This is a genomic window from Paenibacillus sp. 102 (genome assembly GCF_039549175.1).
Lineage (GTDB): Bacteria > Bacillota > Bacilli > Bacillales > Bacillaceae_G > Bacillus_A.
This window is the reverse complement of sequence record NZ_JBCGHT010000001.1, coordinates 580,344-593,313: the sequence shown is the minus strand read 5'-3', so window position 1 is coordinate 593,313 and position 12,970 is coordinate 580,344. Positions and strand designations below refer to the sequence as shown.

The 12,970-nt window shown below is 35.7% G+C and carries 16 protein-coding genes; 11 read left to right on the top strand and 5 right to left on the bottom strand.

Going from position 1 to position 12,970, the window contains the following annotated elements; all coding sequences use genetic code 11:
- Positions 1-9: 9 nt before the first annotated feature.
- The 5 genes from AAIE21_RS03085 to AAIE21_RS03065 form a co-directional block, all read right to left on the bottom strand.
- Positions 10-1,215, bottom strand: coding sequence for a lysozyme inhibitor LprI family protein (locus AAIE21_RS03085; RefSeq protein ID WP_343265410.1), 1,206 nt, complete (start codon positions 1,213-1,215; stop codon positions 10-12).
- A gap of 341 nt (positions 1,216-1,556) precedes the next feature.
- Entirely contained in the window at positions 1,557-2,624 is a 1,068-nt protein-coding gene (locus AAIE21_RS03080) for an ABC transporter permease subunit (RefSeq protein WP_343265409.1), read from the bottom strand.
- 20 nt (positions 2,625-2,644) lie between these two features.
- A complete protein-coding gene (locus AAIE21_RS03075; protein WP_343265408.1) occupies positions 2,645-3,733 on the bottom strand; it encodes an ABC transporter permease subunit in 1,089 nt (362 codons plus the stop codon).
- The gene (locus tag AAIE21_RS03070; protein WP_343265407.1) at positions 3,723-4,604 is read right to left on the bottom strand and encodes an ABC transporter ATP-binding protein; all 882 of its coding nucleotides are present in this window, start codon (positions 4,602-4,604) and stop codon (positions 3,723-3,725) included. Before AAIE21_RS03070 ends, AAIE21_RS03075 begins: the two co-directional genes overlap by 11 nt.
- Positions 4,570-4,989: a GntR family transcriptional regulator gene (locus AAIE21_RS03065; RefSeq protein WP_343265406.1), complete on the bottom strand. Its 420-nt coding sequence runs from the start codon at positions 4,987-4,989 to the stop codon at positions 4,570-4,572. Before AAIE21_RS03065 ends, AAIE21_RS03070 begins: the two co-directional genes overlap by 35 nt.
- Positions 4,990-5,154: 165 nt before the next feature.
- Here AAIE21_RS03065 and AAIE21_RS03060 point away from each other — a divergent pair, with 165 nt between their 5' ends.
- The 11 genes from AAIE21_RS03060 to spoVAE all read left to right on the top strand — a co-directional run bounded on the left by AAIE21_RS03060 (position 5,155) and on the right by spoVAE (position 12,965).
- Positions 5,155-6,348: a D-alanyl-D-alanine carboxypeptidase family protein gene (locus AAIE21_RS03060; RefSeq protein WP_343265405.1), complete on the top strand. Its 1,194-nt coding sequence runs from the start codon at positions 5,155-5,157 to the stop codon at positions 6,346-6,348.
- A 173-nt stretch (positions 6,349-6,521) separates the two neighbouring features.
- On the top strand, positions 6,522-6,872 hold the full coding sequence (spoIIAA, locus tag AAIE21_RS03055; RefSeq protein ID WP_343265404.1) for an anti-sigma F factor antagonist: 351 nt from the start codon (positions 6,522-6,524) through the stop codon (positions 6,870-6,872).
- Entirely contained in the window at positions 6,873-7,313 is a 441-nt protein-coding gene (gene spoIIAB, locus AAIE21_RS03050; RefSeq protein ID WP_343265403.1) for an anti-sigma F factor, read from the top strand. It begins immediately after the preceding gene.
- Positions 7,314-7,325: 12 nt separating this feature from the next.
- Positions 7,326-8,084, top strand: coding sequence for an RNA polymerase sporulation sigma factor SigF (gene sigF / locus AAIE21_RS03045; protein WP_336452198.1), 759 nt, complete (start codon positions 7,326-7,328; stop codon positions 8,082-8,084).
- A gap of 223 nt (positions 8,085-8,307) precedes the next feature.
- Positions 8,308-9,834 (top strand): sodium-dependent transporter, encoded by a 1,527-nt coding sequence (locus tag AAIE21_RS03040; protein WP_343265402.1) that lies wholly within the window; start codon positions 8,308-8,310, stop codon positions 9,832-9,834.
- Positions 9,834-9,953: a methionine/alanine import family NSS transporter small subunit gene (locus AAIE21_RS03035; protein WP_343265401.1), complete on the top strand. Its 120-nt coding sequence runs from the start codon at positions 9,834-9,836 to the stop codon at positions 9,951-9,953. Before AAIE21_RS03040 ends, AAIE21_RS03035 begins: the two co-directional genes overlap by 1 nt.
- A gap of 129 nt (positions 9,954-10,082) precedes the next feature.
- A complete protein-coding gene (locus AAIE21_RS03030; protein ID WP_343265400.1) occupies positions 10,083-10,703 on the top strand; it encodes a stage V sporulation protein AA in 621 nt (206 codons plus the stop codon).
- The gene (locus tag AAIE21_RS03025) at positions 10,696-11,112 is read left to right on the top strand and encodes a stage V sporulation protein AB (RefSeq protein WP_343265910.1); all 417 of its coding nucleotides are present in this window, start codon (positions 10,696-10,698) and stop codon (positions 11,110-11,112) included. The genes AAIE21_RS03030 and AAIE21_RS03025 overlap by 8 nt, the downstream gene beginning before the upstream one ends.
- A gap of 11 nt (positions 11,113-11,123) precedes the next feature.
- Positions 11,124-11,582, top strand: a complete 459-nt coding sequence (gene spoVAC, locus AAIE21_RS03020; protein WP_343265399.1) for a stage V sporulation protein AC — start codon at positions 11,124-11,126, stop codon at positions 11,580-11,582.
- Between the two features lie 12 nt (positions 11,583-11,594).
- On the top strand, positions 11,595-12,611 hold the full coding sequence (spoVAD, locus tag AAIE21_RS03015; protein ID WP_343265398.1) for a stage V sporulation protein AD: 1,017 nt from the start codon (positions 11,595-11,597) through the stop codon (positions 12,609-12,611).
- A 3-nt stretch (positions 12,612-12,614) separates the two neighbouring features.
- Positions 12,615-12,965 (top strand): stage V sporulation protein AE, encoded by a 351-nt coding sequence (gene spoVAE, locus AAIE21_RS03010; protein WP_343265397.1) that lies wholly within the window; start codon positions 12,615-12,617, stop codon positions 12,963-12,965.
- The last annotated feature ends 5 nt before the right edge of the window (positions 12,966-12,970 follow it).

Sequence of the window (12,970 nt, the reverse complement as noted above, 5' to 3'; positions counted from 1 at the left end):
CTTGTTGATTTAGTTCATATAAGAATTAACTAATTCGTAACATCTTTCTTTTGTCATTGTATAGCTTGCTTCGTCAGCCTCTATCAAGGCCATTGTTCCGTTGTTTGGGTCATTCCTAATTGCTTGAACTCTACTTTCCTTCGATTTAATCCATGCAATTTGTTTGCTTTTCATAGTTTCAAATGCAGTAGCTGACATGTTGTTTTTTAATACATGATAAATTTCATTCAGTTTATTGTCCCATAACTGATAGTTTTCGTTAATTTCCGCTCGTATGTCTACTGTAGTAACCGTATTTTCTGAATGTTTTTCCTGTTTTTCTAAAGAGGACAATTCATTAAGAAACTCTGCTTTACTTAATCCGGCAGCAGCTTTTTCCTCCGAGCCTTTTTGAGTTCCTTGGTTTGTATGATTACCCGAACCATTTGGTTGCGTTTTCGTTTGTTGTCGATTTGTTTCTTTCTGATTCGCATTTTCTTGATTTTGGTTACTTGATATATCGTTATAACTATATTCAATTACTGATGTTGCAGCATTAACAGTAATAACTTGTTCTTTTACTTTAAATATATATTTTGTAGGATTACTTCTCTCTTCTTTTATGAATGTGATATCTTTAAATTCAAGAATATGTAAAAGTTTCTCCGCTTCTTCTTTTGTAAGATTTACATCTGCTTTTGTGTCAAACGACCATTCATCCATTAACCATTTCCTGTCTTTATAAATCAAATGAAATTCCCATATTTCTGCCGGATTTCCTGCATCATTAGCAGGAGAAAATGTATTCATTTTTAGTTTTTCTTTTTCTTGTTCATAAGAAAATCTTACTTCAGGTTCAATATGAATTGGGAAAGGCTGCATATCTGTGTCTCTTGAAGCGTTAAATATTCTAAGTAATTCACTTAACTGATTTTTTGTAAAGTGTTCAGAAATCACATTCTTTAGTCCTGCTTTAGCAGTTTCAAAATCACCGGGATTATTACGATTCCAGCCATTCTCTTTTTCCATTTTGCTAAAAGATTGTACGATTTCATTAATATTTTCTTGTAAAACTTTTTTTGCTTCTTTTTCTGTTACTTCTGGTACTTTTTGTTCTGGAGCTGTTTTTACTGTACTTTCAGTTTTTTGAGCCTCATTATTGTTCTTATCACAACCAGCCATGATTAGCATACTTGTTGTTAAGCACAATAACATCATCATTACTACTTTCTTCATGTGTTAACATTCCTCAATTTCGTATGTAATTATTTTCTTCAAGCTTTATTAGGAGTTTGATAATTTCCTATTATATCAATAAATAAACTTAGTGTATATATATTACTTTATATTATGATTAATTGTAATGAAAAGTAATATGTATTTTATCCCGCTATTTGCGGGTATTAAGATCCCTTTCTCAAAGTGTAGTGGATAGGTAAGAAATGAAGACACCCACTGATAAAAATTTCGCTTTATTTGGCTGATGTATCATCTACTAAAAGCTTTCTATTTGAATGTTAAATAAAAAATCCCCTCCTCAGGTGAGAAGGGGATTTTTTTATGTTGTGAAGAAATTTTTATTTTGCATATAAAGAAAGTTTATGCTTTAAAAGTCGCTGCAAGATAACATATGTCAGTACGCCAGACCCTATAAAATAAATATAGTAAAGAGGTAAAGAATTACTACCATCAATAAAAACTGTACCACCAAGAAGCCCAAAACAAAGAGAAGTACAAATTAAGAAATACTTATGAAGTTTTGGGTATAGCAGTATTTTTCCGTTATGTTCATTGGGGGCACGTGTATATAAATAAGCCCCTAGTGGAAGACAAATAAGTATATACATAGCAGGGCTTAACAATGTCCAAGCGGCCGGGATATGATGGTACGTAGGTCCTGTATGTCTGTTTCCGTATTCATCTTCTATAGGCTCCCTTTGTGAATCATAGTCATAGTTAATACGAAAATGAGTAAGAGGAGATGCAATACTTACATTTTCTGTATAAAGGGCGTACTTATTATAATTATAATTGTATTCCTCCTGTGGTAAATCCACATGTAATGCAAGGAAAGGGAAAATAAGTCGAAAGATATATAAAGGTAAAATGATAATAATATAACTTAAAGTCCCTTGTGAGATTACGTTCCCTGTAATCGCCCCAATAAAGAGCGTAAATGTATAAACTGCAATAAGCGTAATGATTGTATACGTAAAGTATATATGAAATGGTTCAAAAGATTGATACTGAGCATGTATCGTGTTCTTGTAGATGAAATACATAAGAAGCCAACTAAGGCAAAGCGCACTTACGATATGAACAATGCCTAGTAACCATTTTGATAAAAATAAGTGCGACCGTTTAAATGACATAGACCAAAGAAAATCGATTGTTTGATTATTGCGTTCCCATCCGATTAAGAGAATTGCTAATACCATTAGTAGAAGAGCTGGGGATATTGCAGCGTCAGCCCCTTGTAAATGATACCCATAATAAGTATCTGTTGTTTTGCGTAAATAATCATCTGTATGCTGTGCAGCATTATAATATTTATATGGTAAGGCGTATAAAGTACTGAGCCAAAATAGCCAAATGACATATTTTCCTTGTTTATAATTCCGGATCCATAAAGCTTTTTGAAACATATATCCACCTCAATTCGTAGTTATTTCCCTCCAAAAGCAAACTTCAATTTTAATAGGCGAGTAAAAATAAAATAACTTATGATAGAAGTTAGGAAAAAACCAATATAATAAGAAAGGAGTGCATCTCGTCCTCCTAATACTCTACCTCCAAATAGTCCGAAGCATAGAACAGTGCAAATCATGAACCACTTTTGCAAGCTAGGAAACAATAGTATTTTTCCGTTATGTTCATTCGGTGTACGTGCGTATAGAAAAATTGATAATGGTAAAAAGATCATGATGTAAGCAAATGGTGTTAATAGTGTCCAAGGAGAAGGAAGTGAAGTACGCTCCATTGGATTGTCCTGTGGTACACTAGAAAGTTTATTTCCATAGTCATCAAATGTTTCTATCGGGTGGTAATCATAAACAATTGAAAAAAATTCTAATGGTGAACTGATGCTCGCATGCTGTAAGTATTTATGAGTTTGGTGTTCTATTTCACCTAATGCTTCTACTGAACCTTGTGTATTAGAATAAACAAATCCGGATATTAACAAAACTAGGCCGTATGGTAAAAATAATAAAATGGCAGTTAAGCTACTTTGCGAGAAAACATTTCCGGTAATCGTACCGATGAATAAAGCAAATGTATAGATTGCAACGAGTACAACCGTAGCGTATAAAAAGTAACGATGGAACGGAGTAAAGATTTGATACTCGATGTGAAACGATATGTTTTTAATTCCGTACATGCTAATCCAACAAATAATCTGTACAGCAATAATATTCAAAACGCCAAATGACCATTTTGTTAAAAAAATATCTTTTCGCTTAAACGGCATTGCGAATAGAAAATCAGTTGATTGATTGTTACGTTCCCACCCAATTAAAAAACAAGCAAGTGCAATAAGAGCAGCCCCTTGAAAGAGGATGACACCATCATATGTTTGAAAATAGTAGGAGTAGTAGTACGTATAGTCATCAATCTTCATTTTTGATTGGTGTAGCTCCATTTGTGCTGCTTTATAATATCTATAAGGTAGTTGATACAAACTAATTAACCAAAACAATAGAATTATATATTTTCCTTGCTTCCATTGTCTCATCCATAAAGCTTTATGAAACATGTGAATCCTCCTCAAATGTCGTGACAAATATATCTTCGAGTGACATTGGTAATTCTTCTAATAAAAGAGGTTGTTCTTTATGAAATTTCTCTAACGTAGTTGCGACATTATTTTCAATTAAAATCGTATATACTTTTCCAGTTTGGTTTAATATTTTTATATTTGCTAAGTTTTCTAGTTTTTGTGGTAGTGAACGCTCGTAAGCAACTTGTATTTTTGCGTATCGAGATTTCGTATCATCTAATGCTGTAATTGATGCGATTGTATGATCTTTTAAAATAATAACCGTGTCAGCAATTTTTTCTACTTCATCTAAGTGGTGAGTAGAAATGAGAATCGTAATGCCTCTTTCCGCTACTTCTTCAATTAAAAATTGCAAAATTTGTCTTTTTACAATCGGGTCAAGTCCATTTGTTGGTTCATCTAAAATAATGTATTCTACGCCTGTACAAAAAGCTAAAATCATAGCAAGAAGTGCTTTCATACCGCGTGAGTAACTACGAATGCGTTTTTCAGGTAATTTGAAACGCTCTAGCAACTGATAAAAATGTTCTTCATTAAAGTCTGTATAAACAGCCTTATAAAACTTCGCAATTTCCTTTACTGTATATCCGCTTAATATATTAGTAGAATCCGGCACATAGGCTACCTTTTGTTTTATTTCTGGATGCTCATGAACATCCACATCATCATATGTAACAGTTCCTTCATCTGGATTTAAAATACCAACAAGTGTCCGAAGTAAAGTGGTCTTCCCCGCACCGTTTCTTCCGAGTAATCCAACAATACTTCCTTTTTGTAATGTGAAAGAAATATTGTTTAAAATGACTTGGTTATCAATTGTTTTTCTGAGACTCGTCACTTTTAGCATTCGTATTTCCTCCTAGTTCTTTATAGTATGAATCTATCCAATCGTGAATTTTTTCCTTCGTAATCCCAAGATAAGAAGCTTCTAGTAATAGTTGGTGAAATTGTTTTTCGACCATAGCGATTTTCCTTTCATCTAATGTCGGTGTAATCGATTGGGAGACAAACGTCCCTTTTCCTCGCAGTGTTTCAATAAGTCCTTGCCGTTCTAATTCTTGGTACGCTTTGCTTACTGTATTCGGATTAATGACAAGAAGTGAAGCGAGTTCACGTACAGAGGGTAGTTTATCGTTTGGTGCTAACATGTTTTTTAGTACGAGTTCTTTTATATTTTGAACAATTTGTTCCCATATCGGAGTGTTGCTTCTTGGATCGAGTTGAATGTGCAAGAGCAATGTCTCCTTCCTGATGAATTTTAAGTGTACTAATAGTTGTAATACACTTAATACAATATATGCGATAGATTTGTTTGTCAATACGAGTTTATAGAAAAATATGGTATAAAAACGTGTTAATTGGAAAAAATAGGTTTGATATAGAATGGAGGGTTAGTCATGAGGCGAGTTTTTGGAATACTTGTTTGTTTCATGTTGCTATTTTCTGGTGTGTCAGTTGGCTTTGCGCAATCTGAGAAAGCACAGTCTGAGAAAACAGAAGTAGAAACAGGGCCGAAGTTAGCAGAACAAGCATCGTCAGCAATTGTGATTGAGCAAGATACGGGTAAAGTTTTATTTGAGAAAAGTCCAAATGAAAAACTGCCACCTGCTAGTATGACGAAGATTATGACGATGCTACTAATTATGGAACAAGTTGAAAAAGGTAAATTAAAACTAGAAGATAAAGTTAGAGCAAGTGAACATGCAGCATCAATGGGTGGTTCGCAAATTTTTCTTGAGCCAGGTGAAGAAATGACAGTGAATGAAATGCTAAAAGGGATTGCAATTGCATCGGGAAATGATGCATCAGTTGCGGTTGCTGAGCATATCGCTGGTTCAGAAGAAGGTTTTGTAAACATGATGAATAAAAAAGCAAAGGATTTGGGACTGAAAAATACACATTTCCAAAATCCAACGGGTCTTCCGGCGAAAGATCATTATTCAACAGCATATGATATGGCAATTATGGCGAAAGAATTGATGAAATATCCACTTATTCGGAAATATACAGGAAAATACGAAGATTATTTACGTGAAAATACGGAGAAAAAGTTTTGGCTTGTAAATACAAATAAATTAGTTCGTTTTTATCCAGGTGTAGATGGGGTGAAAACAGGTTTTACGACAGAAGCAAAGTATTGTTTAACAGCATCGGCTGAGAAAAATGGCATGCGTGTTATTTCAGTTGTCATGGGAGCACCGACTTCAAAAGAACGTAACAATCAGGTAACAAAGCTCCTTGATTATGCATTTGGGCAATACACAACGAAAAAATTGTATAAGCGCGGTGAAAAAATTCAAACCGTAAAAGTAGGAAAAGGTAAGAAAGAAAATGTAGATTTAGTTGCATCGGATAACGTATCTCTTCTTATGAAAAAAGGAGAGAATATGGACAAGGTAAAACAGGAAGTTATCGCTGAAAAGAAAGTAAAAGCACCAATTAAAAAAGGCGATGCACTCGGTACACTTGTTATTAAAAAAGATAAGGATGTTTTATTAAAGCAAACGATTGTAGCGAAAGAAGATGTTGCTGCAGCAAGCTGGTGGGAACTGTTTAAAAGAAGTTTAGGGACGTTTTCAACATCGGAATAGGGGCAAAAATATTGTCGATTTCCTATCTTCATACGTGAAAAAGGTAGAATAATTGCTAAAAGGTTCACATTATGGCGAAATAGTACTTCTTTTGTCAGTAGGAAGGATTCTTATTTTATGTTCACGAAAACCTTATGTAAATGAGTCAAGTTTAAGCATAAGGAGGAAATCGTGTGAGTCTTTCCATGCATTTAGAAGTAAAGCGTGATGTCTTATGTGTTCGGCTAGCGGGTGAACTAGATCATCATACTGCTGAAGAGTTGCGAGCAAAAGTAACGGATATGATTGAGACGCATCGCACTCATCATATTGTATTAAGTTTAGAGAAGTTAACATTCATGGACAGTTCTGGTCTTGGTGTTATATTAGGCAGATATAAGCATGTTAAAGGTTTAGGAGGGGAGATGGTCGTTTGTGCAATCTCACCTCCTGTAAAGCGTTTATTCGAAATGTCAGGTCTGTTTAAAATCATTCGCTTAGAAGAAAGTGAAGCGCATGCGCTCGCGACATTGGGGGTGGCATAAATGAGAAATGAAATGAACCTTCAATTTTCAGCGTTAAGTCAAAATGAATCGTTCGCTCGCGTTACAGTTGCTGCTTTTATTGCACAATTGGATCCAACGATGGAGGAATTGACAGAGATTAAAACAGTTGTGTCTGAAGCAGTCACAAATGCAATTATTCATGGGTATGAAGGGAATGCAGAAGGTGTTGTTTACATTTCAGTGATTTTGGAAGACGCAATGGTGAAACTCACGATTCGAGATGAAGGGGTTGGCATTTTTAACTTAGATGAGGCAAGGCAACCTCTTTTTACAACTAAACCTGAATTAGAGCGTTCCGGAATGGGATTTACTATCATGGAAAATTTCATGGATGAAGTAGAAGTTATTTCAAATGAATCTTTCGGGACAACAATCCATTTGACAAAATACTTATCAAATAGTAACGCTCTATGCAATTAAGGAGAATTGCCTATGGACATAGAGGTCAGAAATGAGAAGAAGAAACCTCAGTTAAAGGATCACGAGTTAAAAGCATTAATTCAAAAAAGTCAAGATGGAGATCAAGGGGCGAGGGATACGATAGTCCAAAGTAATATGCGTCTTGTATGGTCAGTTGTACAACGATTCCTCAATCGAGGATATGAACCAGATGATTTATTTCAAATTGGCTGTATTGGACTTTTGAAGTCGGTAGACAAATTTGATTTGTCTTTCGAAGTGAAATTTTCAACTTATGCAGTTCCAATGATTATTGGAGAAATACAGCGATTCTTGCGTGATGATGGATCGGTGAAAGTAAGTCGCTCTTTAAAGGAGACTGGAAATAAAATTCGGAAAATGAAAGATGAGCTTTCTAAAGAATATGGAAGGGCTCCAACAATTAATGAGGTAGCGGAGGCGCTTGAACTAACAGCAGAAGAAGTTGTTCTTGCGCAAGAAGCCAGCCGTGCCCCGTCATCAATACATGAAACGGTTTATGAAAATGATGGGGATCCCATTACAATATTAGATCAAATTGCAGATCAAACAGAAACGAAATGGTTTGATAAAATCGCCCTAAAAGAGGCGATTAGAGAACTAGATGAGCGCGAACGTTTAATTGTATATTTGCGCTATTATAAAGATCAAACTCAATCAGAAGTAGCGGAGCGAATTGGAATTTCACAAGTCCAAGTATCAAGGCTTGAAAAGAAAATATTAAAACAGATGAAAGATCGAATAGATGAATAGCCATCTATTCGATCTTTTGTTTTGGATTAGAAGACATTGACCTTTCAAATAAGGTTAGGCAAAAGTAAAAAAATATGAAAATGTTACATTTTATGCTATTGATATTATCTTTTCCAAAATCCAAAAATTTCACTCATTTGGGGAAATTTACAGAATTTATTGATAATTTTGTAAATTTGAAATATAATCCAAGTATAAACTTGTCATAAAGGGGGAAGGAAACATGGAAACGAGGCAACAATGGGGAACGAGGGCTGGATTTATTTTTGCAGCAATCGGTTCTGCTGTTGGATTAGGGAACATATGGCGTTTTCCGTATACTGCATATGAAAACGGAGGGGGCGCATTCTTTTTACCGTACTTATTTGCATTATTAACGACTGGTATTTCATTATTAGCTTTTGAATTTGCTCTTGGACATCGTCATCGTGGCTCAGCACCACTCACATTCTTTCGCATAAATCCACGTGCTGAATTTATTGGGTGGTGGCAAATGGCTGTTACATTTATTGTTTCCACGTATTATGCTGTTATTATTGCATGGTCGATTTCTTATACGTATTTTTCGATTACTGGAGCGTGGGGAAAAGATACAGAAGCCTTTTTATTTAAAGAGTATTTACAAGTTGCTGATAAGCCAGGACAATTTGGAGGCCTTGTACCTGAAGTGTTAATTCCTCTTGCGCTTGTTTGGATTATTGTACTTGGTGTGGCATTTAAAGGAGTTAAGAAAGGAATTGAAGTTGTAAACCGTATTTTTATCCCTTTGCTTGTTGTGATGTTTCTAATTATTGTTGTTCGAGCTGTCACGATGGAAGGAGCAATGCAAGGACTTGATGCCTTTTTTAAACCAGATTGGAGTCGTATTTTAGATGGAAAAGTATGGCTTGCTGCATATGGACAAATTTTCTTTAGTTTATCGCTAGCATTCGGAATTATGATTACTTACTCTAGTTATTTACCGAAAAACTCTGATACAACAAATAATGCTTTTATTACTGGTTTTGCGAACTCAGGATTTGAGTTGTTAGCTGGAATCGGTGTGTTTGCGGCACTTGGTTTTATGGCAAATAACATGGGGGTACCAGTTGATAAAGTAGCGAGCGCTGGCGTTGGACTTGCGTTTGTCGTATTCCCGCAAATCATTAATGAATTACCGATGTCGCCACTATTTGGCGTATTATTCTTCCTATCTTTAACCGTAGCTGGAATTACATCACTTATCTCATTAGCAGAAGTATGTTTTGCAGCTGTATCTGAGAAATTTAGCCTAAGCCGTGAAAAGACAATTGGAATTATGGGTACTCTTCTTGTGCTAGTTTCACTTGTATTTGCGACACGTGGCGGGCTTATGTTCCTAGATGTTGTAGATTACTTTGCAAATAACTTTGGGCTTATTGTAATTGCATTAGTAGAGGTTGTTACGGTTGGACTTATCCTTCGCCGTTTACCAGTATATCAAAATCATGCGAATTTCATATCGGATATTAAACTAGGGATGTTCTGGAGAATTAGTTTACTTGTTATTACACCGCTTATGTTAGGATATATGCTTATTGATGGTACGATTCAAAACATGCAAAAGAACTATGGGGATTATCCGACACAATTTGTCGTGACGTATGGTTGGGTTCTAGTAGCAGCGTTTCTGGTTGTTGCATTGATTATTAGTTTGAAAAAATGGAATTCACAAATACATTCAGATTCTGCCCAGCTTGAAAAAGAATGGAAAGATCGAGGTGTTTCATAATGAGTGGATCAGCAATTATGATGATGATTATTGGAATTGTGGTGATTTGGGGAGGTTTAGTATTAAGTATTGCAAATTTATTTCGGAAAAAAAAATCTGAAAAAAAACATCTGCACTAACATGGTGCAGATGTTTTTTTTATTTAAATTAGTAGTAAATCTCTAATACTTTTATGAAAAAAGTTGTATTAGAAAAAATTCCAGAAACCATACTACAACTACGAGGAAAAGTGAAGAGGTGAGCTTTAAGTGGAACAAACAATCTATCTCAAAATGCGAAATCGTCTGCAAGTATCTCCTTCATATGAGGTGAAGATTGAAGATGTTGCACAAGTAGTTGGAGAGTCTGGTGTGGTAGAAAAAATAAAAAAACAGCTCGTCTATAAAATCACAAAACGTGATAAAACACATGTCGTAATTGATGCGATGAGAATTATCCAAGTCATTAGGCAAACTACGCAGCATATACAAATTAATTTATTTGGTCCTGGACAAACACTTGTTGAAATCGTCTATGAAAAAAAGAAAGTAAACCCCGTTTTCTTTGGATTGATTTGGATATTACTTTTTGTCGGGGCGGCTCTGGCAATTATTTATTTTCATGAGGACGTAAGTATGCAACAAGTACATAGACGTCTATATTACATGATTACAGGAGAAATCAACTATAAACCGCTCTTATTTCAAATTCCTTATTCTTTAGGATTGGGATTAGGCATGGTCCTATTTTTTAATCATGTGTTCCAGAAAAGAATTAATGAAGAGCCGAGTCCATTAGAAGTGGAAATGTTCCAGTATCAACAGTCACTCGATCAATATGTCGTGATCAATGAAAATAAAGAGAGTGCAAAACAAATTGCAGATGATTGAATATAGTTTGGTAATCGTAATGGGGCTTGCTGGTGGGATTGCAGTTGGAGGTGGATATGTTGCATTTTTAGCTGTGCTTGGCGTCATTCCACGATTAGCTCAATTGACAAGGAGTGGCCATCGTATTCAATTTTTTGAATGGGCTGTAATTGGTGGTTCTTTGGCCGGGGCATGGTGCAGTTTAAGAGATATAACCTTTCAAATATCTCAGTATTGGCTTATTTTACTTGGCTTATTTTGTGGGACATTTATTGGCATGCTTGCTGCGGCTTTGACAGAAGTATTAAATGTTTTACCTATATTAGCAAAACGAGTAGGAGTAGATGGGAAAATTGTTATTTTACTCGTTGCACTTGTACTTGGAAAGGTAATGGGTTCTTTATTTCATTGGATTTATTTTGCAAGGTAGGAGGCATCAAGATGACACAAGATAAATTAAAAGATGATTACATAAATAAAGTGAAAGATTACCATCCAAAGCCCAATTATGTAATGAATTGTGTAAAAGCGTTTGTTGTAGGGGGACTGATTTGTACAGTAGGAGAATGCTTAATGAAATTTTATATGTATTATTTTCACTTCAGTGAGAAAAATGCGGGAAACCCTACAGTAGCAACGCTTGTGTTATTATCAGCCGTATTAACTGGATTTGGTGTGTATGATAAAATCGGTCAATTCGGAGGGGCGGGTTCAGCAGTTCCTGTTACTGGATTTGCAAATTCAATGGCCAGTGCAGCAATGGAGCATCGTAGTGAGGGAATTGTACTCGGAGTCGCTACAAATATGTTTAAGCTTGCTGGAAGTGTAATTGTATTTGGAGTAGTTGGAGCATATATTGTTGGCCTAATTCGATATACGTTTAAACTTTGGATGTCTTAAAGGAGACTAGATATGAGATTGACAGGGAAGCAAACATGGGTATTTCAAAATCATATATTTGTGAATGCAACAGGTACTGCTGTCGGTCCAAAAGAAGCGGAAGGCCCTCTTGGAAAGTGTTTTGATATTTCATATGATGATCTGCACTGTGAAGAAGAAAATTGGGAGCTCGCTGAACGAAGATTAATGAATGATTCAATTCAGCAGGTCATGCAAAAAGGGGATATAAGACCTTCACAAATTGATTTTTTTTTAGCAGGTGACTTATTAAACCAAACCGTTACAGCAAATTACGTGGCGCGGGAGCTTGGAATTCCTTTTTTAGGTATGTTCAGTGCTTGTGCGACATCAATGGAGACACTAGCGATTGGGTCGGCTTTTATTGATGGAGGCTTTGCTAACCGTGTGATAGCTACGGTTAGTAGTCATAATGCAACTGCAGAACGGCAGTTTCGTTATCCGACAGAATACGGAGGGCAAAGGCCTGGTACAGCTACGTCAACTGTTACAGGGGCGGGGACAGCTTTAATTAGTAAAGAACCGAGCAATATTAAAATAACGGCTGCAACCATTGGTAAGGTACAAGATTTAGGAATTAAAAATCCTTTTGATATGGGATCGGCAATGGCACCTGCAGCTGCCCATACGATTCAACAGCACTTTGAAGATTTAGGGAGAAGTGCAGCTGATTATGATCTTATCGTTACAGGTGATTTATCAGGTGTTGGGGCACCAATTACGAAGCGACTTTTACTGGAGGAAGGATATGATTTAGGGAATGTATATAATGATTGCGGATTAATGATTTATCACAGGGATCAAGAAGAGGTTTTTGCAGGTGGAAGCGGTTGTGCCTGTTCGGCAGTTGTAACATACGGTCATTTACTAGAAGAAATGAAAAAAGGAAACTTACAGCGTATTTTTATAGTTGCAACAGGAGCATTGTTAAGCCCGATTATGATACAACAAAAAGAAACGATTCCGACAGTTGCACATGGTGTTGTATTTGAAAGGGTAAAAGGGGTGTGAATTGTGGATTTTGTATACGCGTTTATGGTTGGGGGAGCTATCTGTGTAGTAGGACAACTTTTATTGGATTTTGCTAAATTAACTCCGGCACATTTGATGGCAACTTTTGTAGTGATTGGAGCGATTTTAGATAGCTTTGGACTATATGATAAACTCATAAAATTTGCAGGTGCAGGTGCAACTGTTCCTATAACGAGCTTTGGGCATTCTCTTTTACATGGGGCATTACAGGCGGCTGAAAAACATGGCTATTTAGGAATCGGAATTGGCATGTTTAGTCTAACATCATCAGGTATTTCAGCAGCGATATTATTTTCATTTTTTGTAGCACTTATATGTAAACCGAAAGGATAAATCAA

Excerpts from the sequence above, each read along its gene's own strand:
- AAIE21_RS03085 (WP_343265410.1), bottom strand. The coding sequence starts at position 1,215 with ATGAAGAAAGTAGTAATGATGATGTTATTGTGCTTAACAACAAGTATG.
- AAIE21_RS03080 (WP_343265409.1), bottom strand. The coding sequence starts at position 2,624 with ATGTTTCAAAAAGCTTTATGGATCCGGAATTATAAACAAGGAAAATAT.
- AAIE21_RS03075 (WP_343265408.1), bottom strand. The coding sequence starts at position 3,733 with ATGTTTCATAAAGCTTTATGGATGAGACAATGGAAGCAAGGAAAATAT.
- AAIE21_RS03070 (WP_343265407.1), bottom strand. The coding sequence starts at position 4,604 with ATGCTAAAAGTGACGAGTCTCAGAAAAACAATTGATAACCAAGTCATT.
- AAIE21_RS03060 (WP_343265405.1), top strand. The coding sequence starts at position 5,155 with ATGAGGCGAGTTTTTGGAATACTTGTTTGTTTCATGTTGCTATTTTCT.
- spoIIAB (WP_343265403.1), top strand. The coding sequence starts at position 6,873 with ATGAGAAATGAAATGAACCTTCAATTTTCAGCGTTAAGTCAAAATGAA.
- sigF (WP_336452198.1), top strand. The coding sequence starts at position 7,326 with ATGGACATAGAGGTCAGAAATGAGAAGAAGAAACCTCAGTTAAAGGAT.
- AAIE21_RS03040 (WP_343265402.1), top strand. The coding sequence starts at position 8,308 with ATGGAAACGAGGCAACAATGGGGAACGAGGGCTGGATTTATTTTTGCA.
- AAIE21_RS03035 (WP_343265401.1), top strand. The coding sequence starts at position 9,834 with ATGAGTGGATCAGCAATTATGATGATGATTATTGGAATTGTGGTGATT.
- AAIE21_RS03025 (WP_343265910.1), top strand. The coding sequence starts at position 10,696 with ATGATTGAATATAGTTTGGTAATCGTAATGGGGCTTGCTGGTGGGATT.
- spoVAC (WP_343265399.1), top strand. The coding sequence starts at position 11,124 with ATGACACAAGATAAATTAAAAGATGATTACATAAATAAAGTGAAAGAT.
- spoVAD (WP_343265398.1), top strand. The coding sequence starts at position 11,595 with ATGAGATTGACAGGGAAGCAAACATGGGTATTTCAAAATCATATATTT.